Genomic DNA, 19876 nt, shown 5'->3' with positions numbered 1-19876 from the left:
CCGCCGCTGCCTGTGTGAAATGCGCGCGGTTAACTTTCTCTCAACCTGCACCGTCAAACCAATAGGTCATTTCATAGATGTCTTCCCTGTTTCAACCGTTCAAGCTCAAAGATGTCCAACTGCGCAACCGGATCGCTGTCCCGCCGATGTGTCAGTACAGCGCGGACAATGGTTTTACGAATGACTGGCACCAGGTGCACTATCCGGGCATGGCCCGCGGTGGTGCTGGTCTGGTGATTGTCGAAGCCACTGCTGTGTCGCCGGAAGGACGGATTTCGCCCCGATGCACCGGTCTCTGGGATGATGCCCATATCGAAGGGATGGCAACCATTGCAGCGAGCATCAAAGCCGCAGGTGCGGTTGCCGGCATCCAGATCGCGCACGCCGGACGCAAGGCCAGTGCCAACCCGCCCTGGCTGGGAGACGATCATATTGCGGCACAGGATCCAGATGGATGGCAGCCGATTGCGCCCTCACCACTCGCGTTTGGTGCCAACCTGCCGCGCACGCCCAAAGAGATGACGCTGGCAGACATCGAGCGCGTGAAGCAGGACTTTGTCGATGCGGCCCGACGAGCTTTGGCGGCTGGTTTCGAATGGCTCGAACTGCACTTCGCTCACGGCTATCTGGCCCAGAGTTTTCTGTCGGCGCACTCGAATCACCGTACTGATCAGTACGGTGGCAGCTTTGAGAACCGGTCGCGCTTTCTGCTGGAAACTCTGGCCGCCGTCCGCGCCGTGTGGCCAGACAACCTGCCGCTGACAGCGAGAATGGGCGTGATCGAATACGACGGGAAGGACGAGGAAACAGTCGCTGAATCGATCACATTGACCCACCTGATGCGTCAGGGCGGCCTGGACCTTCTGAACGTCAGCGTGAATTTTGTCATTCCCGATGGCAACATCCCGTGGGCCACACCCGCCTTCCTGGCACCCGTCGCGCAACGCATCCGGCAGGAAACCGGTATTGCAGTGGCCTGCGGATGGGGCATCGACGATCCATTGGTGGCTCAGCGTGTCATTGACCAGCAGCAGATGGATCTGGTCATGATCGGTCGTGCCCACCTGGCCAATCCCCATTACACCTACGCCGTTGCACAAACACTTGGCGTCAAGTCACCAACCGGATTGCTGCCGACCCAGTACGGTCACTGGCTGGCTCGGTATCGCGGCCCTGCCAGCGAAACCCGGAGCTAAACCCTAGTCCTTCCTGCGCTCTGGCCGCTGTTCCGGGACCTGAGGATCCGGAATCGATCTGCTGACCGAGCACAAATGCCCGGCTCAGCAGATCGAGTCAGTCAAGTCCAGAGTGTTGCCCACTTTCTGAATCTCAGACAACCTTCAGTGCGAGCGGGATTTGTGACGTTTGTTACCATTCCGCAGTAGCGCTTAATTTCAGCGCTGACCGCCCGGATCTGACTGTCCAATGAACCCACCCAGCATGAATCAATCCACACCACCCACAAAGCGCACCAGGCGATTCAGACTCCATCGCCGCTATACGCCAGTCGTCTTTGCTTTCTACATGGCTGGCATCATGGCGCTGCTGATGTGTGCCGTAATTGTCGGGTTCAATCAGGGCATCACCGAGGACTTCCTCGCACGTGTCATCCATGCTTACATTGTTGCCATGCCTGTAGCATTTGTGTGCGTCCTGTTTGTCAGACCGCTGGTCATGAAGCTCGTGGGACTGACAATCGACCAATCCACGTGAACGGGTTCACTTTCTCGGTCAACCCCCTCTCTTCCTTGCATTCTCGATCATCCACGCCCGGCACGAGTCGATACCAAATCGCCTGAATTTGGTGGATGTCCTGCCCGCGCCCTTCATCGTCAGGCCTGGCCGCAAATCAACGCGACGCGCTTTAACTGAACACCGCCACACCGCTGACCGCCGACGCAATTTAAAGATTGTTGGCGCCCGGGGCTGCGCTGCGCTCTGATCACCGGGCCCAGTCCATTGCGGGCGGTGGTGTACCGCCATGGTAGATGGCTGACCCAGGCCCTGTTGACAACAGGACACGACAGGCTCGAACTCAAACTGGATAATTTATTGATTTTTTAAACTATATCCGTATAATTTATTCTTATTAGTTATTTTTTTAGATAATTATAAGCCAATGAACAGCTTAGACCATCAAATCATCGGTCTTCTTTCAGAGGATGCGAAGCGTTCACTGGCCGACATTGGACAGCATGTCGGCCTTTCCCCGTCGAGCGTGAACGAGCGTATTCGCCGCCTGACCGAGACAGGAACGATTCGTCGTTTCACCGTTGATCTTGATCCAGGAAAGCTCGATCGCTCAACCCTGGCGTTTGTATGGATCGCACTACGCGATGATGCAGACGAATCGGCATTCAGACAGTACGCGGTCGATCACCCGTTAATTCTGGAATGCCACCATGTAACCGGTTCATGGTCATATCTCATCAAGATCCGGGTCGGCGCGATCACTGAAGTGGAATCATTTATTTCGGATCTCAAGGCACACCGGTTTCTGGGACGCAGCGAAACCGTCATCGCCCTGTCCTCCGCCGTCGATGGCGGGTTTCTGAGAAAGAACAGACTGTAATGGATAGCATCCTCTTTGCCAAAAGCCTCTTGCTGGGACTGGCTATCGCAGCACCGCTTGGACCAATCGGCGCCTTGTGCATCCATCGAACACTGGAAAATGGTCTGGCGGCTGGCGTGGCTGGCGGTCTGGGAACTGCACTGGCCGATGCACTGTACGCCAGCCTTGCTGCGATCGGCTTTGCGACATTTGCCGGTGTACTCAGCAGCCTCGATACGCCACTTCGCCTTGCTGGCGCAATGTTCATGCTCTGGCTAGGCATACAGAGTCTTCGTGCGTCGCCAAGCAAACCGGCTGCCCGGGTGAGCGCGCGCAATCTGCTTGGTACAACAGCCGCTACCTTCGCACTCACGATCGCCAACCCGGTGACGATCCTTGCTTTCGCAGCGCTGTTTGCAGGGCTTGGTCTGGCCGCGACAGACAGCGCCCTGGACGCTGTTCTGGTGGTGAGCGGGGTGTTTGCGGGTTCAATGCTGTGGTGGATTCTTTTGAGTGGCGGGGTGTCAATCGCCAGGCACCGTCTACCGGACACATTTGCCAGGTGGGTTGCACGAATGTCCGGAATTCTCCTGATCGGATTCGGCATCTGGACACTTGGTACAGTGATCGGCCAGCTTATGTAGCAAATCAATGGAGTCACCATGATGACTGCACAACTGGCACCCTACGAGTCTGCCGCTGTGCCCACCTGCCTTGGCACCAGACCTACAAAAGCAGCAAACTCTCTGTCTGATTTGAAGGCTTTAGGATCACCGATCACGACAACCGCTGCGGTCGCAGTCAGTAGACCAATTCCAGGGATTTCTGCGATCCTGCGGCATACGTCTTCTTGCTTGCGCCACAGATTGATACGCTGCTCAATCATGTCAATCTCTTCGTCCATCCTGGTAATGCGTGCCCACTGATCTCGCAGGGTATCAATGACTATAGATGGTAAACGTTCAGACAATCTGGCCAGAGCCTCTGCGATACCTTTGAGCAGGTTGGCTTTACCTTGTGGCATCACCTCTTCATATTCAGTGAGCAATCCCCTCAGACAATTGATCTGTGCCGTTCGAAACTTCACGAGTTGGCTTCTCATGCGGTGTAAAGCCAGCATGGCTTGTTGCTCTTCAGTCTTGATCGCTGCCGCTTTGACATGCGGCTGCTGTACGGCAGTCCAGATGACTCGCGCATCGTGACGGTCATTCTTGTTGCCAGTCACAAAGGGTTTGACCGACCTGGCCGGCAAAAGCTTGACCTCATGCCCCATCATCGCCAGTTGCCTGGCCCAGTGCTGTGCTCCACCACAGCACTCCATGCCAATCAGGCACTGCTGGCGGTTGGCAAAGTGCTCCAGCAACACATCACGCTTGAGTTACAGGCTCACAATCTGGCCTGTGTCCACATCAACCCAGTGCAACTGAAACACGCGCTTGGCGATATCGATTCCGACAACAGCTTTGCTAACATTCATGTTGGACCCTCCGGTTTGCCTGTGGAGATCACCGCGACCATCCACCCTGGGCACTTTGATGCCGTCGGCACGAGAGGGTCCTCTTAACCTTCATGCCGGCTCGGAGTTATCCACGGCGCCGCCGTGGCGCCCCGCTATGGCGCAAAGCGAGCGGCGCGGTGGGTAACTCTTGCATCAATCAGCCCCCTTGGGTGGGAGGCGTCCATTCCATTTCCTTAGCATTTCAACAGCAAAAAACTCAATACCATCGAAAGCACCAAATTCAGCATGACGCTTGATCGTGCCCAACAATACCAGACACTACCTGAATATCCGCTCAGCGCTGTGCTGGTTTGCTACGCGTCGGCTCCTTCGAGTCAGGCGGATTCGGCCCGATGTAGACGGATTTACCATCCTTCCACACCACGGCGTACTGGCCTAAACGGCGCTTGCGATCCAGTGCCTTGGCCACTGAATTACGCAGGCTTTCCAGTGCCTTGCGCGTGTCTTCATCATATTGGGGAGTCATAGGCCAGCCTCACTGCGTAGGTGCCGATAGACGGCGTCATCAAAAATTTCAACATGATTCCCTTGCTGAGTAAACACAAGATCCGGGTCATCCAAGCTGTTCAGGTAGCAGCGCGTCAAGCTGACCCGCGGGGCATACAGTTCAAACAAGTTGCGCAGGCTGCGGGCAAAACGTCGCTCAATCGCCTGCGCCGGGATACTGTGGCCGCCGTGAGCGACACGCTCGGCCACCCGGTCATGAGACAGCTGCACATTGGGCAGGGCCAAGTATGACATCTCCACACACCATCCGCTTTGCATCAGGCGATCCACTAATCGCAAGTAGCCGCGCCCAGACAAAGTTGTCTCGAAGGCGAAGTCCTGGCGCGCCCGTTCGCACCGGTCGATTTCCGCTAGATACAGCTTGGACGCAGTTGTTAGTGGCCAACTAAACTGACCCAGTACTGGCCATTAATTTTGACCCACCTCCGGGTGGCCTTCTGGCCACAGAAACAGTTACTGTCTCCCGCGTTTATCTACCGCCGGAGGCATGTCAGTGAAGGAGTGGGTTGTGATACACAAAATCAAGGCACTGCACGATAACGGCAAAGGGTTGTCTATTCGCGCCACCAGTCAGGAACTGGGGTTGTCGCGCAACACGGTTCGCAAGTACCTTCGCATGCCGGTCGAGGCTATTTCGGATCAGTTGGCTGATCCGTCTCGCAGCAAACGCCTCGATGACCATCGGGGTTATCTCGAGCATTTGCTCCAAAGTTTCCCTAAGTTGAGTGCGGTCAAGATCGCACGTAAGCTTCAGGCCAAGGTAGGAGAGTTACCCGCCTCGGATCGTTCCATCCGTCGCTATGTGCGTACGCTCAAGGCGCAAGTTGCCACGGCACAGGTGCGCTACTACGAGCCCATGCTTGATGATCCGCCTGGCGTTCAATGTCAGGTCGATCCGGGTGAGTTGCGCAAAGTGATGGTGGGTGACCAGGAGCGCACACTGCACTTCGTGGTGTTCGTGCTGTCCTACTCCCGGTTGATGTACGTTGGAGTGGTATTTCGCCCGTTGGACACCCAGCTTTTTATCCAACTCCATGATGAGGCGATGCGGTACTTTGGTGGCCTGCCCCAGGAGTGTGTTTACGATCAGACCAAGTTGGTGGTGATCAACGAACAGTACCGGGAGTTGACGCTGAACCAGCGCTTCCATGCGTATGCGACGACAGCCGGATTCCGGATACACGCCTGTGAAGGATATGACCCTGAGAGCAAAGGCAAGGTCGAAGCGGGCGTGAAGTACGTCAAGCAAGACTGTTTGTATGGAGAGGTCTTCCGGGATCAGGAGCATGTGCGTGAGCATGTGCAGCAGTGGCTCGACAATGTCGCCAATGACCGCGTGCAAGGCACCACCGGCGAGTCGCCCCGTGAGAGGTTCGAGCGCGATGAGCGTGAACACCTGAACGGTTACCTGTCACCGGCTTGCGTGCAGCCTGTGGCCGGGCAAACACGAAGAGCCGACAAGACGGGTCTGATTGCCTGGAAGGCCAACAAGTACTCGGTACCGATGCGTTGGCAACAGGCCCGGGTGGGGGTTCTGGAGTCCAACGATCAACTGCACATCAGCGACTTGAGTACCGATGAGGTCATTGCCAGTCACGCCCTATGTCATGACAAGGGCAAGGTGATCAAAAACACCCACCATTACCGGGATCATGCCCAGCGTGTGAGCAAGCTCGAAGCTGACATCGATGCCCTGATTGGCTCGCAGACTGGCGGTCAGTTGTGCCAGCAACTCAAGCGATCCGAGCCTAAGATCTATAAGGATCAGTTGGTGGTGGTACGCGAGTTGCTCAAGCGCCACAAGACCGTGAATCTGGCGTTAATCGCTACGTTGGCACAGCGCCCTGGCATGACGGCAACCCGGCTGCAAGGCTACCTGGAGGCAGCCACGGCAGCGGTCTTGCGGGAGCGACACCCAGAGCCGATACGGCCATCGCGACATGCACTGGATCTGAGCGCTTATCAGCAACTTGGCCACTGCACTGGCCAGGAGGTGACCCATGAGCCAGCTTGAACGAACCGTGGCCCGCTATCGCAGTCTGCGACTGAGCGCGACTGCCGATGAACTCACCAATTTATTGGCCGAGGCAGAGGCCAATGAAATGTCCTATCTCAACTTTGCCGATCGGCTTGCCGAACACGAACTGATTCAGCGCCAGGATAACCGCGTGCGTCGCAACCAGAAGCTGGCGTCATTCCCGTCAGACAAGCGCCTGGAGGGCTTTGATTACCGACATCAGACCACCATCACCAAGCGTCAGGTCAATGCCTTGCTGGACTTCCAGTTCATCGACGAACGAAACAACCTCGTGTTCATCGGACCACCCGGTGTGGGCAAGACCCACCTGGCCATCGGTATCGGTCACAAGGCTGTGCAAGCTGGATACAGGGTACTGTTTCGCAACGCCCTGGATTTGGTCGAAGAGCTTGAACTGGCCGAGATGAAAGGAGAGCTCAAAAGGCGGGTCAGTTCCCTGGCCAAATACGACCTTCTGATCATTGATGAGCTAGGTTACCTGCCAATGACACGACAGGCCCGCTACAACCTGTTCCAGCTAATCAACAGCCTGTATGAATACCGGTCCATCATCCTGACCACCAATAAAGACTTCACCAGTTGGGGTGAGTTCTTCCATGACGACAACGTGGCGGTGCCGATCATTGACCGGGTCATTCACCATTCACAGATCTTTATGCTGGGAGGAGAGAGTTATCGCTTGAAACAGAAAACCGCAAATTAATCTTAGAAAGGTGGGTCAATTTTATTGGCCAAAGGTGGGTCAAAATTAATGGCCATTGACAGACGCAGCCAACTGCTCACGCTCAGGATTCAAGGGTGACAGACCCGCAGCGATCAGGTCGGCATTAATGAACGTCTGGCATTGAGCCACTGCAGGCAAGTAATCCAGCGCAAAAGTCGTTTTCCCGGCACCGTTGGGGCCAGCAATGATCCAGCAAGTCGGTGTGGTAGTCATTCCGCCCTACCCTCCAGATAAGCAAGAAGCTTGCCGACGTACACGCTCCTGGTCGGCGATCTCGCCCAATTGCAATGCAAGCTCGGTATCCCCCATACGCTCTAACACGTCGCGCAGACGCCCCGTGCAGGCAATGGGTGGCGGCTCGAACTCGTAGCCAGCGGCGAGCATCACGGCCTCAATTTCTTCAGTGATGAAAAACGGTTCGGTAGCGTCTTGCTGCTTCACGCGCTGCTGCTCCGATAGTCGTGGATCGGTAATGGCTTGTTCGATTTCTACAGCATTCATTTCAAAACCGATCTCGTCGGAATCATTGCTATACGTCTTTCCAGGGATTGATAACGGCCATGCCAACTGCATCATAGGGAGCGGCGTCGCGCGACGCCACCATGAAGCCCCGCGATGCGGCAATGGCTGCGATGTAACCGTCTGGCGTCGGGAAACCACGCCTGCCGTTCTTGGCTGTCACGGCAAGGTCCGCATAGTGGCAGGCCGCATCCGTGTCGAACGGCAAGACTCGATCCTTGAACAACTCCAGCAGCTCGGTAAGAGCACGGTCGAGCATGTTCTTGCGCTTGCCCTGCGGCAGCGCCCCGATGCCGAACAGCAGTTCGGCCAAGGTAATGCTCGATAGATACAAGGTTTCCGCTGCCTGCTCGTTCAGCCAGGCTATTACGGTCGCATCCGGTTCCGGCTTCATCGCCTCTGAAACGACATTGGTATCCAGGATGATCATTTAGTCGAAACTCACAGGCTTGGCCGGCGTCTTGTCGCGCACATTCTCGAAGACAGCAAATTCTTCGTCAGTCAGGCCAACCTTGCGACCGATGGCGGCCAGCGCATCCCCTACACGCACACGCTTCTCTGGCTTGACCGCTGCCGCCAGAATCTCGCGCACCTCGGCTTCCGTGCTGCGACCGTGCTCGGCTGCCCGCACACGCAAAGCACGATGCACGTCATCCGGCACGTTTCTTACAGTCAGGATTGCCATAATTCAAACTCTGTAATTTGCTATCTATGACAGCAATTATATTTCAATGCAGTCACTCAAACAAATCAAAAACACTACCAGTTGAAGCAGTTTAATGAAATGCGAAAAAGATCACTCATAGTGCTTTTTCCATCAAAGAAACTGAACGACATCCGGTGAAGAGCGAAACATGCGGTGGTACAGGCATGCGATAGTGGCGGCAGGCCATAAGAAAAATAGGAGTCAGGTGATTTCGGACAGCGCTTATCCGCTCATCCAGCGGATACTCCTTCATCACACGGTTCAGTAGGCTAAAAACGGCCTCTAGCGAGTCATTGAGTGGCAGACCTGGTACCGACACCCCGTGATCTCGATCACCATCCCAGAAAACCTCATCCGTTCGTGCGTCGGGAATCCAGATTTGGTGGGTCATGTGCGGAGCGTACTCTAACAGCGTGCTGCGCAACTGCTCTGCTCGCTCCTGATCTCCTATCATCGCAAGCCAAGCGAGCACGAAAGTGTAAAGAATCCCCGCACGCGTATGCTCTTCGAAGTATGCATCGCTGCGGTCCCTCGGATGTGAGAGGACATCACGATATTCTGTCGTCGGCGTCGGATAATGCCGCCGAGCCCTCAGTCCGTAGCAGAGATGGTCGGACATGCTGCGGATGTAGTCGGCGACATTAGATAGGCGTCCGCGCACAGCTGCGAGACGCATAAACAGAGCCAGTTCAATCGTGAAATCGTCACGAACGGGAACGGCAAGCGTCGGATTCGCATTCAGCATCCCAATCGCTATGTTGAGCACCTTGTCCGCCCTTTCACTCATTGCCTGCGCGAATGACTCGTCCTCCCCGGCACTTATAGCATCCAGCCATAGCCCGTGGAGAGACAACCTCCCCAGCGCCTCGAATAGCGCGATGTTAATGTCGACTGCGTTGCGTGAATTCACGGCCATTGAAAGCGCATAGCGCTTGTCAGCGAACGGGCCAATCTTCTCGACAAGTAGAAGGTGAGCGATGATGAAGTGCAGCTGCAAGACTTGATCGAAATGAGCTAGCCGCTCGTGTTGCGTCGCTCCCTTGCGCAGACGGGTAATATCACAGTGAGGCCAACTGCGTAGCAGCACCAACTCGGATGCTCGATACGCGGCCTCAAGATTATCGGCATCGCGAGCCCAGACAAAGAGTATCCAAAGGCACAGGTAGGCCTTGCGTAGCTGACGTGTGCGCTCGGTCTGATTCTTCGGCTCAGTGAAAATGACATTGAGTAAGTGACGGAAATGCCGATAAGCGACCTCGGGCTGATCAAGCATCGCTAGTGCCTTCTGAAACAGCCCTCGATTCTCGCTCTCAATTAACTCAGCACGCAACATACCGCTAAGGATCAGATCTGAAAGACGATCCCCGTTCCATTCGGCAAAGTGAATTTCAGCTCTCTCGTTCTTCCGACAGTAACCGCTCCACTGTGCCCGAACATCCTCACGCATCTCACCGCCCATGCAGACGCATATAACGACAGGCAGATCCGCAAAATGGGGCGGGATGCGATTCGGGATATAGTCATCCAAAACCTCATTCAGCGACGGACGCACGGCCTGCTGGCCGGTATCCCAATGCTCTCGTGTCAAATCACCGGACTTGATCGTGAATAGGAACAGACTTCGAGTGCCATCCCGATCTGGATTGGGGCCAACTGCTGCTACGTCGACACCAGCTTGCCGGGTGCCGCGACGGGGACGGGTTAGAACTTCAAAACCACTTTCAGCCAAAAGATCAGGCAGAATAGCGTCGAGTTCGTCACGCTCGCGTAGCGAGCGCAGATAGTGCATCACGACAAGTTTCATCTCTGCTCTCGCTGCTCAAGCCTAAACTGGAGGAGCATATGATCGAGTCCAACTGGGTCAACGACGTTGAGGATGGGCAACTCGGACGAGACCGAGAACGAATGCATCGCAGTCTCGGTGAGATGTGTGGTGCCCTCTCCGGTGTGGATCGGCGTCAACGACGATCGGCCATACAGGATGTATTGTTTGGCGACGAGATCCTCAAAAATAGATTCCCGGCGCCCCTGCTCCATGCCCCGTTCCATCTGCTCGTGCCATAGAACGTGTGCCGCCTCGCGCTGCATTTCACTAGGGTGCAGCTCGACTAAACGCTCAATACCTTCCATCGCATCTTGAAGTGCTGCCTTTCGTGTGAGCACTTCAGCAAGGTCCGGGATGCTCTCAGCGTAACGCTCAAGGTAGTCCTTCAACTTTCCCCCATAGCTCACGAGCAAGGGGTGATAGATCAGATCGAGGACATCATTTTTGATATCTGAAGACCCATCGCGAAGTACCGCTAACGGTATAGCAACTGCGGCCAGAGGATCAATGAAGAACCACCCAATGGCCTTGCGGCAGAGATATAGTTGATCCAATGGCTCCAATGGAAGAGATGACGTAGGGATGGAGAAGGGAGGATCATCGTTTCCGACACCGCAAACTTCGCTAGCCACGCATTGGTGGGTGTACATAATCCCGTTCAGCAGCCAATACACAACCGCGTCACCCATCACATCAGAGCCGGCATTTTTCAGCGTGTAGCAAGTGCTCTGGAACGCGTTCAGCGTAATCCGGCCTTTTGAACGATCAAATAACTCACGAAGCAGGAAAATCACTTTCTTAGCATGCCCAGCGCCCACAAGCTGATATGCTGCGTGGTCGAGGTGCGAAATCGTTCCTGCGCTATCTGGGTCAACATCCGCAGCGGCATCAAGGCACAGGTTCATAGCGTTTTCTGTGAGCCCGACCTGGTGACGCCACAGCAGGTCCACTGCCAAGTGGATCGAGATGGGACTTCTCGTCTAAACGACCCGTTCAAGTTGTTCGTCAAAACCGACTGGTGCAAGTGTTTTTCGCTGTGCAGCAGCACGATAGCCCGCTTCGAGGGACCGGAGTGCGATGTCTTCGTCATTACTGGACGCCTCTTGGAGCAGGATGTTGAGCACCTCATCGTAGCGTTCACCCAGCTCCATGGCACCCAAAGCAGAGAGGGCGGCGAGCTTCGCCTCCCTCTCGTGAGCCTGCGCAAAAATGAGGCTTTCCTCGATATCGTCGTTCATTACGAGAACCGTGAATAGTTGACGCAGAGCCAGGCCATCACCGGCACGTACTGCTTCGTAGACCTTGAAAGGCCTGGCTGCGCTCTTCTTAGTCCAATCCCCAAAAGCAGTACTAGGGGTGCCTGCAGCCAGGTCGTTGCCGCCCGCGTCAAGCAGGCGCGTGATGAAGGCAAGAAGGACATCCTGATCTACGCTCAGAAGGGGTATCAGATCGCATAGAACATGCTGGACAAAGAAGAAGCGTGGTCCCTTCAACTCCGCCAGCGCTTCTTCGATATTGAGGTCAATCGGTGGCGCATCAGTAGCGTTCAATATTATTGCAAGAGTCTCGAGCAATGCAGAATGGCTATCATCCAAGCGACGATACCCACGATCCGCAACAGTACGAACCAAACCGCATGTGCGAAGCTGCGCAGCCAATTCCGTCTCGTCTACCGCTGCCCCATCCGCTGTCATTAATTTACCCATTGGATCCGTAGCGTGAAGACTGCTTGTTTTGTCGGCGCTTGCGTTCCTGCTCTGCGATCTCGCCTGGCTGCAATGCCAGCTCGGCAACGGTCATGCGCTCCAGTATGTCACCCAGTCGGATGGAGCAAGGAATGAGCGGCGGCTCGAACTCGTAGCCGCCGGCGATCATTTGAGCCGCAACTTCCTTGGTGATGAAAAAAGGCCCATCTTGGTTGTACTGGTGCGGCTTCGTCATGCTCATTCCCGTTTCGTTCGTCCTGGCTAAGGACTTTTTGTGCTATTTAGTCCATTCTTCAAGCATGGTTATCCAGCCATCAAATTGAGGGCACTGCTGGCGAATCGTGGTAAGCCCGATGGCGTCAGCGATCACCGGGCCATGTTCAGTCTTGCTGTAGCTTCCATCAGGAAAGGAGGCAAGTATCCGTTTGGATGGAGCCGTCTGACGACTGTTGTTGATATCTTCTGGGGTCTGGAACTGCTCTCGAATGTTAATCAGCGTCTGGCGAACGTCGGCATCCCAGCCGTCAAGCACATACTGAAACTGTTCAACATCGGAGAATAACAACCCTTCAAACTCATGCATCTGCACGTACGGGCGAACAAACCTTGGATCAACGCCAGCGGCATACCTTACAACGCAATCAAGAATATCTCGCTCCAACTCATTGCGTGTGCGGCCCTCCGCATCCTGAAAGCCATAATAATCTACCAATGTAGTCAGCCGGTCTGCTGCGTGGTACTCATGTGAAATAAAGCGCGCAAGCCGGTCGACAGTCACACGACCACCACGGTGCCGACCTGACGGCGCTTGTACGATGGAGGGGTATGCATTTACGCCGTGATTGAGTAAATGCGGCACCAAGCAGGACTTGACGAATTCAACTTCTGTCGCACCTTCGCAAACGATACACACTCGAATCATACAGACAGTCCAACGGGCGTTTTCAACCAAATATCCGATAGGAGATAGTCATCGTCCAGCCATTGCTGATATTGCTCTCTCGGTAGGTTGCGCAGCGTGGTTGCTCCATCCCTGGCTTCGGCAACAATCATGTTCTCCAGATCGAAACAGTCCACCATGAAAGGTGACTGGGTAGCGATGAACACCTGTCGCGTTTTTGCTACACGCTTGAGCATTTCCGATACTAATGTAATGGCATGTGGATGCAAACCAAGCTCAGGTTCGTCAAAGAACAATATATCCGGCAGACGCTCGTCGGGTAGGCTTAGGAGGGTCAATAGGCAAAACAGCCGTAAGGAGCCATCTGAGGTGAGATGTGCACCAAAAACTTTGTCGCTGTACTTGCTCTTCCAGCGCAGTAGCACCTTACCTGCCACTGGTTCCAGCACGAAATCCTCCAGCGTCGGAAACACACGCTGAATTTGTTGCACGAGCTGGCGATAACGTGGACTATCGTTCTCACGCAAATCCAGCAGCACAGCAGCCAAATTTCCACCGTCCGAGCGCAGATAAGCCGAATCAGAGATATCCCAACGCTGATGCAGCATTGCATTGGCTGACGTATCGTGAAACTGATAAGTCGAGCATTGCCGCAGCAACGTGTATATCGTTTTTGCAGTTTTATTCTTCTGATCTGGCAGCATGGATTCTCTGCCGACGCCCGACAAATTGCTCCAACTCGCCTGCCTGCCTTTGCTGGCGTCTGAATACCGATACGCCTCATGCGTTAGCATCAACGTATCGCCGGCCGATAGATGCGCCATATCAAACCGGTAATCGTTGAATCCTTTGTCGGTAGCGATACGAATTTCCGCCTTGATCTCTGGCGTGGTACGAGTCCCCATGAAAAACTGATCGTCGCCACCACCTTTTCGTACGACAAACTCTTGTAGCCTGTGGGCACGTAACATCCAGCCTAACATCTCAAAGAAGCGAATGAAGCTGGACTTACCTACACCATTCGCACCTATTAACACCGTTAACTGCGGAATTTGTAGTTTCTCGATGCATTCAAGGCTACGGAAGCCTTTAATAGAAACTTCAGCAATGCGCCCTTGCAAGCGATGTGGTTTACGTTGAGTAATCATCAGATATTCTCGCCTTATATTTCCAAGTGCTGCATGGCGCAAACATGGTCAAGTTGTTGCAGCATTCTCACTCCTCGGCATTCTTGGCGTGACAACACCAACGTGTTTGTAAAGTGTGGTGCGGGACACTCCGTAACGACGAGCCACGTCTGCCACCTGCATGCCAGGGTCGCGCAAAAGCGCCCTGATCTCCCGTACCTGCTGGTCATCCAGCTTAGGCTTACGGCCACCTGCCCGACCACGGGCACGAGCGGCAGCTAGTCTGGCTTGAGTCCGCTCCCGGATCAAACCGCGCTCAAACTCAGCCAGCGCCGCAAATACATGGAAAACCAACTTGCCTGATGCGCTGCCCGTCTCAATCTTCTCTGTCAGGCTCTCGAAACCGACGCCGCGCTGCTCCAATTCGGACACGATCTGCACCAAGTCGGGCAAACTGCGGCCGAGGCGATCCAGCCGCCACACTACCAAGGTATCACCTGCCCGTAGCGCCTTACGACACTGCTCAAGTTCTGGTCGGGCCGTATTCTTGCCGCTGGCCGCTTCCTCATAGATAACGCCGCACTCAGCCTGCGTCAGCGCATCGCGCTGCAGGTCTAGGTGCTGGTCATCAGTCGATATGCGAGCGTATCCAATACGTTGATTCATGGACGCAACCATAACATTGAAAAGTTGACGACTATGTTAACACTCGAAAGTGGCTTTCACGACAGAAAAGTTGTCATTTTCAGAAGACGATTGCACACAATGTCAAAAGTCGGCTGCACGGTCTTTTCTGATGCTGGGGATGTTTCAGAAAACGGAAAATAAAGCACGCTAAGGCGTCTCCGACCTTGCCAAGCTTGTTTCGCCCTGTAGCGACGCAATCAGCGGGCACGAAACATTCCCCTTTCGGGCATGGCAGGCGCACACAAGATTAGACAGGACGGCCTCCATGCGCGCCAGGTCGGCCATCTTTTCGCGCACGTCTTGGAGCTTGTGCTCAGCCAAGCTGCTGGCTTCCTCGCAGTGGGTGCCATCGTCGAGCCGCAACAGCTCGGCAATCTCATCCAGGCTGAAGCCCAGCCGCTGGGCCGACTTTACAAAGCGCACCCGCGTTACATCCGCCGCGCCATAGCGGCGAATGCTGCCGTAAGGCTTGTCCGGTTCCGGCAACAAGCCCTTGCGCTGGTAGAACCGGATGGTCTCTACATTGACCCCGGCCGCCTTGGCAAAAACGCCAATGGTCAGGTTTTCCAAATTCTTTTCCATACCACTTGACTCCGTACATGACTACGGAAGTAAGGTTACGCTATCCAATTCAAATTCGAAAGGACAAGCGCATGTCTGAACCACAAAACGGGCGCGGCGCGCTCTTCGCTGGCGGGCTAGCTGCCATCCTCGCCTCGACCTGCTGCCTCGGGCCGCTGGTTCTGGTTGCCTTGGGCTTCAGCGGGGCATGGATCGGCAACCTGACCGTGCTGGAGCCGTATCGCCCGATTTTCATCGGCGCAGCGCTGGTGGCGTTGTTCTTCGCCTGGCGGCGCATCTACCGCCCTACGCAAGCCTGCAAACCGGGTGAGGTCTGCGCGATTCCCCAAGTGCGAGCGACTTACAAGCTCATTTTCTGGGTCGTGGCCGTGCTGGTCCTGGTCGCACTCGGATTTCCCTACGTCATGCCATTTTTCTACTGATCGGAGTTCACCATGAAAACGCAAGTTTCGGCGCAAGCCAAAAAACTGTTTGCCTCCCTCGCCCTCGCCGCCATTGTTGCCCCCGTGTGGGCCGCCACTCAGACCGTCACGCTGTCCGTACCGGGCATGACCTGCTCCGCCTGCCCGATCACCGTCAAGAAGGCGATTTCCAAGGTCGAAGGCGTCAGCAAGGTTGACGTGACCTTCGAGACCCGCGAAGCGGTTGTCACTTTCGATGATGCCAAGACCAGCGTCCAGAAGCTCACCAAAGCAACCACCGATGCGGGCTATCCCTCCAGCGTCAAGCAGTGAACCACTGAACCCGAACCTGGGGCGCTCGGCAGCGTTGTTTCCGCGATGGGTTGCGCCGCGTGCTTTCCGGCCATCGCCAGCTTGGGCGCGGCCATCGGCCTGGGCTTTCTACAGGAATACGAAGGATTGTTCATCTCCAAGCTGCTGCCGCTGTTCGCTGTCGTGGCTTTGCTGGCGAACGCATTGGGCTGGCTCAGTCATCGCCAATGGCACCGCAGTCTGCTCGGCATGATCGGGCCAGCCATCGTGTTCGCCGGAACTGTCTGGCTGCTTGGCAACTGGTGGGCAGCACACCTCGTATACACCGGCCTGGCGCTGATGGTCGGCGTGTCGATCTGGGACTTGGTTTCGCCGGCAAATCGCCGTTGCGGCCCGGACGGTTGCGAACTTCCCACGAAACAAGGCTGACGGCGGGAGCCGGCAGCCAATACAGAAAAGGAACGATTAATGACCACCCTCAAGATTACCGGCATGACCTGCGACTCCTGCGCGGTTCACGTCAAGGAGGCTCTGGAGAAAGTGCCCGGCGTGCAATCGGCGGAGGTTTCCTATGCCAAGGGCAGCGCCAGGCTCGCCATCGAGGCCGGCACATTGCCGGATACGCTGACCGCTGCCGTGGCCGGACTCGGCTATCGGGCTACGCTTGCCGATGCGCCCGTGGCTCCGGCGGGCGGCGGATTGCTCGGCAAGGTGCGCGAATGGCTGGGCAGTGATGACAAGGCTGGCGGGGATAGTGGAAAGCTCCATGTCGCCGTGATCGGCAGCGGCGGGGCCGCAATGGCGGCAGCACTGAAGGCCGTCGAGCAGGGCGCACGCGTCACGCTGATCGAGCGCGGCACGATTGGCGGCACCTGCGTCAATGTCGGCTGCGTGCCGTCGAAGATCATGATCCGCGCCGCCCATATCGCCCACCTGCGCCGGGAAAGCCCGTTCGACAACGGCATCCAAGCGGTAGCGCCGGTCATCCAGCGCACGGCGCTGCTGGCCCAGCAGCAGGCCCGCGTCGATGAACTGCGTCACGCCAAATACGAAGGCATCCTGGAGGGCAACCCGGCCATTACCGTGCTGCATGGCGCTGCCCGCTTCAAAGACAACCGCAACCTGGTCGTGCAACTCAACGGCGGCAGTGAGCGCATGGTGACGTTTGACCGCTGTCTGGTCGCCACCGGCGCGAGTCCGGCCGTGCCGCCGATTCCCGGCCTGAAAGACACCCCTTACTGGACTTCCACTGAGGCACTGGTCAGCGAAACGATCCCTAAGCGCCTGGCCGTAATTGGCTCATCGGTGGTGGCGCTGGAGCTGGCGCAGGCGTTCGCTCGACTCGGAGCGAAGGTGACGATCCTGGCGCGCAGCACGCTGTTCTTCCGCGAAGACCCGGCCATCGGCGAAGCCGTCACGGCCGCGTTCCGTGCCGAAGGCATCGAGGTGAGGGAACACACCCAGGCCAGCCAGGTCGCGTACATCAATGGTGAAAGGGACGGCGAATTCGTGCTCACCACGGCGCACGGCGAACTGCGCGCCGACAAGCTGCTGGTCGCCACCGGCCGTGCACCCAACACGCGCAGCCTGGCACTGGACGTGGCAGGCGTGATGGTGAACAAGCAAGATGCGATCGTCATCGACCAAGGAATGCACACGAGTAGCTCCAACATCTACGCCGCCGGCGACTGCACCGATCAGCCGCAGTTCGTCTATGTGGCAGCGGCGGCCGGCACCCGTGCCGCGATCAACATGACCGGTGGCGACGCTACCCTGAACCTGACCGCCATGCCGGCCGTGGTGTTCACCGACCCGCAGGTGGCCACCGTGGGCTACAGCGAGGCGGAAGCGCACCACGACGGCATCGAGACCGACAGCCGTACGCTCACGCTGGACAACGTGCCGCGCGCGCTCGCCAACTTCGACACACGCGGCTTCATCAAGCTGGTCGTTGAAGAAGGCAGCGGACGGCTCATCGGCGTGCAGGCGGTTGCACCGGAAGCCGGCGAGCTGATCCAGACGGCGGCCCTGGCCATTCGCAACCGCATGACGGTGCAGGAACTGGCCGACCAGTTGTTCCCCTACCTGACGATGGTCGAGGGCTTGAAGCTCGCGGCGCAGACCTTCAACAAGGATGTGAAGCAGCTTTCCTGCTGCGCCGGGTGAGAAAAAGGAGGTGTTCGATGAACGCCTACACGGTGTCCCGGCTGGCCCTTGATGCCGGGGTGAGCGTGCATATCGTGCGCGACTACCTGCTGCGCGGACTGCTGCGGCCGGTGGCGTGCACGCCAGGCGGCTACGGCCTGTTCGACGAGGCGGCCTTGCAGCGTCTGTGCTTCGTGCGATCCGCCTTCGAAGCGGGCATCGGCCTCGATGCGCTGGCGAGGCTGTGCCGGGCGCTGGATGCAGCGGACGGCGGCGAAGCGGCCACGCAGCTTGCCGTGCTGCGCCAGTTCGTCGAACACCGGCGCGAAGCGTTGGCCGATCTGGAAGCGCAGTTGGCCACCCTGCCGACCGAGCCGGCACAGCACGCGGAGAGTCTGCCATGAACGGCCCGGAACGCCTGCCGACCAAGACACGCAAGCCGTTCACCGGCTACCTGTGGGGCGCGCTGGCCGTGCTCACCTGTCCCTGTCATTTGCCGATTCTCGCCGTTGTGCTGGCCGGAACGACAGCCGGCGCATTCATCGGGGAGCATTGGGGTATTGCAGCCCTCACGCTGACCGGCTTGTTTGCTCTGTCCGTGACGCGGCTACTGCGGGCCTTCCGGGGCGGATCATGACGACCTCGCAGCCCGCCGGATGGACGGCGACCGAGTTGGCGCAGGCGGTTGTGCGCGGGCAGCTTGAGTTGCACTACCAGCCGATAGTCGATCTGCGCAGTGACCAGATTGTCGGTGCGGAAGCCCTGTTGCGCTGGCGGCACCCAAGGCTCGGCTTGTTGCTGCCGGGCCAGTTTCTCCCCTTGGTCGAATCGTCCGGCTTGATGCCTGAAATCGGTGCTTGGGTGCTGGGCGCAGCCTGCCGCCAGATGCGCGAGTGGCGGATGCTGGCATGGCAACCGTTCCGGCTGGCCGTCAATGTTTCGGCGAGCCAAGTGAGACCGGATTTCGACGGATGGGTAAAGGGCGTGCTGGCTGACGCCGAGTTGCCCGCCGAGTCTCTTGAAATCGAGCTGACCGAATCGGTCGCGTTCGGTGATCCGGCGATCTTCCCCGCCCTGGAAGCCTTGCGACAAATCGGTGTGCGCTTCGCCGCCGATGATTTCGGGACGGGGTATTCCTGCCTGCAACACCTGAAGTGCTGCCCGATTACTACGCTCAAGATCGACCAGTCCTTCGTCGCCGGACTCGCCGACGACCACCGCGACCGAACCATCGTGCGCTCCGTCATTCAGCTTGCGCACGGGCTGGGCATGGACGTGGTGGCCGAGGGCGTGGAAACGCCGACCAGTCTCGCACTGTTGCGGCAAGCGGCGTGCGATACGGGACAAGGCTTCCTGTTCGCCAAGCCAATGCCGGCGGCGGCATTCGCCGCCTTTGTCAGTCAATGGAGGGGTGCCACCATGAATGCAAATGATCCGACTGCCACCAGTTGCTGCGTGTGCTGCAAGGAAATCCCGCTCGATGCCGCCTTTACCCCGGAAGGCGTGGAGTACGTCGAGCACTTCTGCGGACTGGAGTGCTATCAGCGCTTCCAGGCACGCGCCAAGGCCGCGACCGAAACCAGCGCCGAACAAAACACTTGCGATTCGCCGCCGTCAGGTTGATGC

Annotated in this window: 26 protein-coding genes and 2 pseudogenes; 13 read left to right on the top strand and 15 right to left on the bottom strand. The window is 57.0% G+C overall.

Annotation, left to right across the window (positions count from 1 at the left end; all coding sequences use genetic code 11):
- Window positions 1–77: 77 nt before the first annotated feature.
- From DBV39_RS03710 to DBV39_RS03695, 4 genes are all read left to right on the top strand, one after another.
- The gene (locus DBV39_RS03710) at window positions 78–1196 is read left to right on the top strand and encodes an NADH:flavin oxidoreductase/NADH oxidase (protein WP_108620398.1); all 1119 of its coding nucleotides are present in this window, start codon (window positions 78–80) and stop codon (window positions 1194–1196) included.
- Between the two features lie 244 nt (window positions 1197–1440).
- Entirely contained in the window at window positions 1441–1713 is a 273-nt protein-coding gene (locus DBV39_RS03705; RefSeq protein ID WP_108620397.1) for a DUF2798 domain-containing protein, read from the top strand.
- A gap of 406 nt (window positions 1714–2119) precedes the next feature.
- Window positions 2120–2572, top strand: coding sequence for an Lrp/AsnC family transcriptional regulator (locus tag DBV39_RS03700; RefSeq protein ID WP_108620396.1), 453 nt, complete (start codon window positions 2120–2122; stop codon window positions 2570–2572).
- Window positions 2572–3195, top strand: a complete 624-nt coding sequence (locus tag DBV39_RS03695) for a LysE family translocator (RefSeq protein WP_108620395.1) — start codon at window positions 2572–2574, stop codon at window positions 3193–3195. The genes DBV39_RS03700 and DBV39_RS03695 overlap by 1 nt, the downstream gene beginning before the upstream one ends.
- 56 nt (window positions 3196–3251) lie before the next feature.
- Here DBV39_RS03695 and DBV39_RS03690 read toward each other — a convergent pair.
- From DBV39_RS03690 to DBV39_RS03680, 3 genes and pseudogenes are all read right to left on the bottom strand, one after another.
- Window positions 3252–4028 (bottom strand): annotated as a pseudogene (locus tag DBV39_RS03690) (IS110 family RNA-guided transposase); the annotation flags it as partial.
- A gap of 316 nt (window positions 4029–4344) precedes the next feature.
- Window positions 4345–4536, bottom strand: a complete 192-nt coding sequence (locus DBV39_RS03685; protein WP_108620393.1) for a hypothetical protein — start codon at window positions 4534–4536, stop codon at window positions 4345–4347.
- Window positions 4533–4802, bottom strand: coding sequence for a hypothetical protein (locus DBV39_RS03680; protein WP_159078775.1), 270 nt, complete (start codon window positions 4800–4802; stop codon window positions 4533–4535). The genes DBV39_RS03685 and DBV39_RS03680 overlap by 4 nt, the downstream gene beginning before the upstream one ends.
- A 283-nt stretch (window positions 4803–5085) precedes the next feature.
- Here DBV39_RS03680 and istA point away from each other — a divergent pair, with 283 nt between their 5' ends.
- Window positions 5086–6591, top strand: coding sequence for an IS21 family transposase (istA, locus tag DBV39_RS03675; RefSeq protein WP_108623073.1), 1506 nt, complete (start codon window positions 5086–5088; stop codon window positions 6589–6591).
- A complete protein-coding gene (gene istB, locus DBV39_RS03670) occupies window positions 6578–7318 on the top strand; it encodes an IS21-like element helper ATPase IstB (RefSeq protein WP_108620391.1) in 741 nt (246 codons plus the stop codon). Before istA ends, istB begins: the two co-directional genes overlap by 14 nt.
- Before the next feature lie 63 nt (window positions 7319–7381).
- Here istB and DBV39_RS03665 read toward each other — a convergent pair.
- The 12 genes and pseudogenes from DBV39_RS03665 to merR form a co-directional block, all read right to left on the bottom strand.
- Window positions 7382–7552: pseudogene (locus tag DBV39_RS03665) on the bottom strand (Zeta toxin family protein); the annotation flags it as partial.
- A gap of 6 nt (window positions 7553–7558) precedes the next feature.
- Window positions 7559–7840, bottom strand: a complete 282-nt coding sequence (locus tag DBV39_RS19685; protein WP_193853094.1) for a hypothetical protein — start codon at window positions 7838–7840, stop codon at window positions 7559–7561.
- A gap of 28 nt (window positions 7841–7868) precedes the next feature.
- The gene (locus DBV39_RS03655; protein ID WP_108620389.1) at window positions 7869–8288 is read right to left on the bottom strand and encodes a type II toxin-antitoxin system VapC family toxin; all 420 of its coding nucleotides are present in this window, start codon (window positions 8286–8288) and stop codon (window positions 7869–7871) included.
- Window positions 8289–8543 (bottom strand): FitA-like ribbon-helix-helix domain-containing protein, encoded by a 255-nt coding sequence (locus DBV39_RS03650; RefSeq protein ID WP_108620388.1) that lies wholly within the window; start codon window positions 8541–8543, stop codon window positions 8289–8291.
- 115 nt (window positions 8544–8658) lie between these two features.
- Window positions 8659–10368: a hypothetical protein gene (locus DBV39_RS03645; RefSeq protein WP_108620387.1), complete on the bottom strand. Its 1710-nt coding sequence runs from the start codon at window positions 10366–10368 to the stop codon at window positions 8659–8661.
- Window positions 10365–11294, bottom strand: a complete 930-nt coding sequence (locus DBV39_RS19820) for a hypothetical protein (RefSeq protein ID WP_227870800.1) — start codon at window positions 11292–11294, stop codon at window positions 10365–10367. Before DBV39_RS19820 ends, DBV39_RS03645 begins: the two co-directional genes overlap by 4 nt.
- Window positions 11295–11369: 75 nt before the next feature.
- On the bottom strand, window positions 11370–11984 hold the full coding sequence (locus DBV39_RS19815) for a hypothetical protein (protein WP_227870799.1): 615 nt from the start codon (window positions 11982–11984) through the stop codon (window positions 11370–11372).
- A 103-nt stretch (window positions 11985–12087) separates the two neighbouring features.
- Window positions 12088–12330: a hypothetical protein gene (locus DBV39_RS03635; RefSeq protein WP_108623072.1), complete on the bottom strand. Its 243-nt coding sequence runs from the start codon at window positions 12328–12330 to the stop codon at window positions 12088–12090.
- A gap of 42 nt (window positions 12331–12372) precedes the next feature.
- Window positions 12373–13017, bottom strand: a complete 645-nt coding sequence (locus DBV39_RS03630; RefSeq protein WP_108620386.1) for a DUF4276 family protein — start codon at window positions 13015–13017, stop codon at window positions 12373–12375.
- Entirely contained in the window at window positions 13014–14144 is a 1131-nt protein-coding gene (locus tag DBV39_RS03625) for an AAA family ATPase (protein ID WP_108620385.1), read from the bottom strand. The genes DBV39_RS03630 and DBV39_RS03625 overlap by 4 nt, the downstream gene beginning before the upstream one ends.
- A gap of 48 nt (window positions 14145–14192) precedes the next feature.
- Window positions 14193–14789: a recombinase family protein gene (locus tag DBV39_RS03620; RefSeq protein ID WP_108623071.1), complete on the bottom strand. Its 597-nt coding sequence runs from the start codon at window positions 14787–14789 to the stop codon at window positions 14193–14195.
- 168 nt (window positions 14790–14957) lie between these two features.
- Window positions 14958–15392 carry an Hg(II)-responsive transcriptional regulator gene (merR, locus tag DBV39_RS03615; RefSeq protein ID WP_010791752.1) on the bottom strand — a complete coding sequence of 145 codons (435 nt, stop codon included), beginning with the start codon at window positions 15390–15392 and terminating at the stop codon, window positions 14958–14960.
- 71 nt (window positions 15393–15463) lie between these two features.
- On the opposite strand from merR, the gene merT reads away from it, so the two are divergent.
- From merT to DBV39_RS20560, 7 genes are read left to right on the top strand one after another with little or no spacing between them, the layout of a single operon-like run.
- Window positions 15464–15814: a mercuric ion transporter MerT gene (gene merT, locus DBV39_RS03610; protein WP_108620384.1), complete on the top strand. Its 351-nt coding sequence runs from the start codon at window positions 15464–15466 to the stop codon at window positions 15812–15814.
- Window positions 15815–15826: 12 nt separating this feature from the next.
- Window positions 15827–16126, top strand: coding sequence for a mercury resistance system periplasmic binding protein MerP (merP, locus tag DBV39_RS03605; RefSeq protein WP_010791754.1), 300 nt, complete (start codon window positions 15827–15829; stop codon window positions 16124–16126).
- A gap of 45 nt (window positions 16127–16171) precedes the next feature.
- Window positions 16172–16534: an organomercurial transporter MerC gene (merC, locus tag DBV39_RS03600; protein ID WP_003121566.1), complete on the top strand. Its 363-nt coding sequence runs from the start codon at window positions 16172–16174 to the stop codon at window positions 16532–16534.
- A gap of 39 nt (window positions 16535–16573) precedes the next feature.
- Window positions 16574–18271 carry a mercury(II) reductase gene (gene merA, locus DBV39_RS03595; protein ID WP_108620383.1) on the top strand — a complete coding sequence of 566 codons (1698 nt, stop codon included), beginning with the start codon at window positions 16574–16576 and terminating at the stop codon, window positions 18269–18271.
- A 17-nt stretch (window positions 18272–18288) separates the two neighbouring features.
- Window positions 18289–18654, top strand: coding sequence for a mercury resistance co-regulator MerD (gene merD / locus DBV39_RS03590; RefSeq protein WP_003124452.1), 366 nt, complete (start codon window positions 18289–18291; stop codon window positions 18652–18654).
- The gene (merE, locus tag DBV39_RS03585) at window positions 18651–18887 is read left to right on the top strand and encodes a broad-spectrum mercury transporter MerE (protein WP_003124451.1); all 237 of its coding nucleotides are present in this window, start codon (window positions 18651–18653) and stop codon (window positions 18885–18887) included. Before merD ends, merE begins: the two co-directional genes overlap by 4 nt.
- A complete protein-coding gene (locus tag DBV39_RS20560) occupies window positions 18884–19873 on the top strand; it encodes a DUF3330 domain-containing protein (RefSeq protein ID WP_010791756.1) in 990 nt (329 codons plus the stop codon). Before merE ends, DBV39_RS20560 begins: the two co-directional genes overlap by 4 nt.
- Window positions 19874–19876 lie beyond the last annotated feature (3 nt).

The organism is Orrella marina (assembly GCF_003058465.1).
Lineage (GTDB): Bacteria > Pseudomonadota > Gammaproteobacteria > Burkholderiales > Burkholderiaceae_B > Algicoccus > Algicoccus marinus.
The sequence above is the reverse complement of the archived record's forward strand: the minus strand, read 5'-3'. Positions and strand labels throughout refer to the sequence as shown.

Bases quoted from the DNA above. Each gene is read 5' to 3' on its own strand.
- DBV39_RS03710 (WP_108620398.1), top strand. From the start codon at position 78: ATGTCTTCCCTGTTTCAACCGTTCAAGCTCAAAGATGTCCAACTGCGC.
- DBV39_RS03705 (WP_108620397.1), top strand. From the start codon at position 1,441: ATGAATCAATCCACACCACCCACAAAGCGCACCAGGCGATTCAGACTC.
- DBV39_RS03700 (WP_108620396.1), top strand. From the start codon at position 2,120: ATGAACAGCTTAGACCATCAAATCATCGGTCTTCTTTCAGAGGATGCG.
- DBV39_RS03695 (WP_108620395.1), top strand. From the start codon at position 2,572: ATGGATAGCATCCTCTTTGCCAAAAGCCTCTTGCTGGGACTGGCTATC.
- DBV39_RS03685 (WP_108620393.1), bottom strand. From the start codon at position 4,536: ATGACTCCCCAATATGATGAAGACACGCGCAAGGCACTGGAAAGCCTG.
- istB (WP_108620391.1), top strand. From the start codon at position 6,578: ATGAGCCAGCTTGAACGAACCGTGGCCCGCTATCGCAGTCTGCGACTG.
- DBV39_RS19685 (WP_193853094.1), bottom strand. From the start codon at position 7,840: ATGAATGCTGTAGAAATCGAACAAGCCATTACCGATCCACGACTATCG.
- DBV39_RS03655 (WP_108620389.1), bottom strand. From the start codon at position 8,288: ATGATCATCCTGGATACCAATGTCGTTTCAGAGGCGATGAAGCCGGAA.
- DBV39_RS03650 (WP_108620388.1), bottom strand. From the start codon at position 8,543: ATGGCAATCCTGACTGTAAGAAACGTGCCGGATGACGTGCATCGTGCT.
- DBV39_RS03645 (WP_108620387.1), bottom strand. From the start codon at position 10,368: ATGAAACTTGTCGTGATGCACTATCTGCGCTCGCTACGCGAGCGTGAC.
- DBV39_RS19820 (WP_227870800.1), bottom strand. From the start codon at position 11,294: ATGAACCTGTGCCTTGATGCCGCTGCGGATGTTGACCCAGATAGCGCA.
- DBV39_RS03635 (WP_108623072.1), bottom strand. From the start codon at position 12,330: ATGACGAAGCCGCACCAGTACAACCAAGATGGGCCTTTTTTCATCACC.
- DBV39_RS03630 (WP_108620386.1), bottom strand. From the start codon at position 13,017: ATGATTCGAGTGTGTATCGTTTGCGAAGGTGCGACAGAAGTTGAATTC.
- DBV39_RS03625 (WP_108620385.1), bottom strand. From the start codon at position 14,144: ATGATTACTCAACGTAAACCACATCGCTTGCAAGGGCGCATTGCTGAA.
- DBV39_RS03620 (WP_108623071.1), bottom strand. From the start codon at position 14,789: ATGAATCAACGTATTGGATACGCTCGCATATCGACTGATGACCAGCAC.
- merR (WP_010791752.1), bottom strand. From the start codon at position 15,392: ATGGAAAAGAATTTGGAAAACCTGACCATTGGCGTTTTTGCCAAGGCG.
- merT (WP_108620384.1), top strand. From the start codon at position 15,464: ATGTCTGAACCACAAAACGGGCGCGGCGCGCTCTTCGCTGGCGGGCTA.
- merP (WP_010791754.1), top strand. From the start codon at position 15,827: ATGAAAACGCAAGTTTCGGCGCAAGCCAAAAAACTGTTTGCCTCCCTC.
- merC (WP_003121566.1), top strand. From the start codon at position 16,172: ATGGGTTGCGCCGCGTGCTTTCCGGCCATCGCCAGCTTGGGCGCGGCC.
- merA (WP_108620383.1), top strand. From the start codon at position 16,574: ATGACCACCCTCAAGATTACCGGCATGACCTGCGACTCCTGCGCGGTT.
- merD (WP_003124452.1), top strand. From the start codon at position 18,289: ATGAACGCCTACACGGTGTCCCGGCTGGCCCTTGATGCCGGGGTGAGC.
- merE (WP_003124451.1), top strand. From the start codon at position 18,651: ATGAACGGCCCGGAACGCCTGCCGACCAAGACACGCAAGCCGTTCACC.
- DBV39_RS20560 (WP_010791756.1), top strand. From the start codon at position 18,884: ATGACGACCTCGCAGCCCGCCGGATGGACGGCGACCGAGTTGGCGCAG.